The following is a 2,879-nucleotide window of genomic DNA, read 5'->3' on the forward strand; positions in this document are numbered from 1 at the left end:
GCGCCAGATCAGCCACGCCGCGCCCTGCAGCGCATAGCCGCACACGACGGCCACGCCGCACAGCACGGTGAACGGCGTCAGCCAGTCCCACCAGCCGCCGGCGTACTGCCGCCCGACGACATGGATGCCCTGCAGCAGCCCGCCGAGCGTCAGCCCCTGGCACAGCGCCGCCATCAGCGAGCCGCCGAAGAACGCGAAATCCCACCACCACCGCAGCCGCGGGGTGGTGGTGCGGAAGCGGAACTCGAACGCGACGCCGCGGAACACCAGCGACAGCAGCATCGCGATGATCGTCGGATACATCGCCGGCATGATCGTCGCGTAGGCGAGCGGAAACACCGCGAACAGCCCGCCGCCGCCGAGGATGAGCCACGTCTCGTTGCCGTCCCAGACGGGGGCGATCGTGTTGACCATCACGTCGCGGTCCTCGTCGGCGCGCTCGGCGGCGAACAGGATGCCGACGCCGAGATCGAAGCCGTCGAGCAGCACGTAGGCGAGCACCGCGACCGCGATCAGCCCGGCCCAGACCAGCGGCAGATCGAGGGACGGCAGGCCGGCGACGAGACCTTCCATGACCGTCACTCCGCCGCCGCGGGGTGGGACGGCGCGATCAGCGCGGGCGTCGGCGTGATGCCCGCGGTACGCACCGGCACGCCCTGCGGGGGTCCGCTCTCGCCTGTCGCGGGCGGCGTGCGCATCAGCCGCAGCAGGAACGCGAGGCCGGCGCCGAAGACGATGAAATAGACGACCGCGAAGGCGGCGAGCGACGTCGCCACGCCCGGCAGGCCGATCGGCGAATGGCTCTGAGCGGTGCGGAGCAGGCCATAGACCGTGTACGGCTGCCGCCCGACCTCGGTCACCACCCAGCCCGACAGCAGCGCGATGAAGCCGGACGGCGCCATCAGCACCACCAGCCGCTGCAGCCAGCGCGCCTCATACAGCCGCCGCCGCGCGCGGTAGTACAGGCTGGCGAGGCCGACGCCGAACATGAGGAAACCCAGGCCGACCATGATGCGGAAGGCGAAGAAGACGATCGGCGAATACGGCCGCTGGTCGCGCGGGAAGTCCGCCAGCCCCTTGATCGCGCCGTCCCACGTATGCGTCAGCACCAGCGCGCCGAGATGCGGGATCGAGACCTCGTACTCCGTGCGCTCGTTCTTCATGTCGGGCCAGCCGAACAGGATCAGCGGCTGGCCGGGCTCGCTGTGCCAGTCACCCTCCAGCGCCGCGATCTTGGCGGGCTGGTGTTCGAGCGTGTTGAGCCCGTGCGCGTCGCCGGCCGCGATCTGGATCGGCGCGACGATCGCCGCCATCCACATCGCCATGGAGAACATCAGCCGGGCCGCCTGATTCTGCCGGTCACGCAGCAGATGCCACGCCGCAACCGCGCCCACCACGAAGGCGACGGACAGGTACGACGCGATGACCATGTGCACGAGGCGATAAGGAAAGGACGGGTTGAAGATCACGTCCCACCAGTTCGCAGGGAGGAACTGCCCGTCTGCGCCCATCGTGTAGCCGGCGGGCGTCTGCATCCAGGAATTGACCGACAGGATCCAGAACGCGGAAATCAGCGTGCCCAGCGCCACCAGGCAGGTCGCCATGTAGTGCAGCACCGGCCCGACCCGGTTCATGCCGAACAGCATCACGCCGAGGAAGCCCGCCTCCAGGAAGAAGGCGGTCAGCACCTCGTAGCCCATCAGCGGACCGATCACCGGTCCCGCCTTGTCGGCGAAGGTGCCCCAGTTGGTGCCGAACTCGTAGGACATCACGAGGCCGGAGACGACGCCCATCGCGAAGGTGATGGCGAAGATCTTCAGCCAGTAGCGGAACACGTCGAGATAGACCCGCCGCCCCGTGACGAGCCACAGCCCCTCCAGCACCATGAGATAACTGGCCAGACCGATGGAAAAGGCCGGCAGCACGATGTGGAAGCCCACGGTAAACGCGAACTGCCACCGCGCCAGTAACACCGCATTGATCATGCCGCTCAGATCCCTCTTCCCAACCGCCGGCGCCTCATAGCACCGCACATATGGGCCGGACCTTGAGCTAGCGCATAACGGTGAAACGTAAAGCCGCTTTCACGCGCCGATGTGACGTGCGCGACCGTCGGGGCGCGAGAGGCGCGGCGCGCGGCCCGGTCAGCGTCCGGCGGGCGCGTTCTGGCGGCGGTCGATGCGCAGCACGCTGCGCACGCCCACCACGCGCGACAGATGCCCCTCCATCAGCGGGGCATAGGCCCCGGGCATCGCCTCGAACGCGACTTCGACATGCAGGTCGTCGCCGGTGCGGTGCGCCCACATGCGATCGGGCGTCAGGTCGCAGCGCGCGAAGGGCTGCATCACGCGCGACAGCAGCCCCGGGGCGGCGTCGGCCTCCAGCATGTAGCGGACGGCGACGGGCTGTTCGGCGGAAAGATCGTCGAGGGAAACGGCGGCGGACATGGGGACGGACTCCGGAAGCCAGACAAACGGACGCGGCGACGGCGGGCGGATGGCCCGGCGGACCCGGCTGCTCAGGCAGCCGGGCGGCTAATTCGCGTGCGTTTGACGGTCCGCAAAGTCATCCGCCTCGTCTAGCGTCCCGTCCCGCCGGGCGCCAGCGGATTCACGGCCAGACCAGCGCCGGCAGGCGGATGAGTGGTATGCGCTGCACCGACAGCACGCGGTCCTCCAGCGAAACCGGCAGGTCCACGGCCGCGCCGCCGCCCGTGTCCACGCCGCCCGTCCCCCCACCCGTCTGCCCGCCCGTCTCCCCGCTGGGCGCCGCCGCCCGCGCCGGGGCGACCAGCAGCGCGATCACCGCCTTGACCGCGAGCGCCGTCTGCGCGCCGATCGCGTGGCTGGCCGCGAGCGCGTCGAGCGTCGGGCCGAGGC

General features: G+C 69.9%; 4 protein-coding genes. All 4 read right to left on the bottom strand.

Annotated features, from left to right (window positions below; translation table 11 throughout):
- On the bottom strand, positions 1–573 hold a 573-nt coding region (cydB, locus tag B8460_RS09530), incomplete at its 3' end, for a cytochrome d ubiquinol oxidase subunit II (RefSeq protein WP_048861361.1).
- Between the two features lie 5 nt (positions 574–578).
- Positions 579–1,985: a cytochrome ubiquinol oxidase subunit I gene (locus tag B8460_RS09535; RefSeq protein WP_048861362.1), complete on the bottom strand. Its 1,407-nt coding sequence runs from the start codon at positions 1,983–1,985 to the stop codon at positions 579–581.
- A gap of 159 nt (positions 1,986–2,144) precedes the next feature.
- Positions 2,145–2,447, bottom strand: coding sequence for a hypothetical protein (locus tag B8460_RS09540; RefSeq protein ID WP_048861363.1), 303 nt, complete (start codon positions 2,445–2,447; stop codon positions 2,145–2,147).
- 163 nt (positions 2,448–2,610) lie between these two features.
- Positions 2,611–2,879 (bottom strand): hypothetical protein (locus B8460_RS21820; RefSeq protein ID WP_048861364.1); only part of this gene is annotated, 269 nt, incomplete at its 5' end.

It is taken from the genome of Acidisphaera rubrifaciens HS-AP3, from assembly GCF_000964365.1.
Lineage (GTDB): Bacteria > Pseudomonadota > Alphaproteobacteria > Acetobacterales > Acetobacteraceae > Acidisphaera > Acidisphaera rubrifaciens.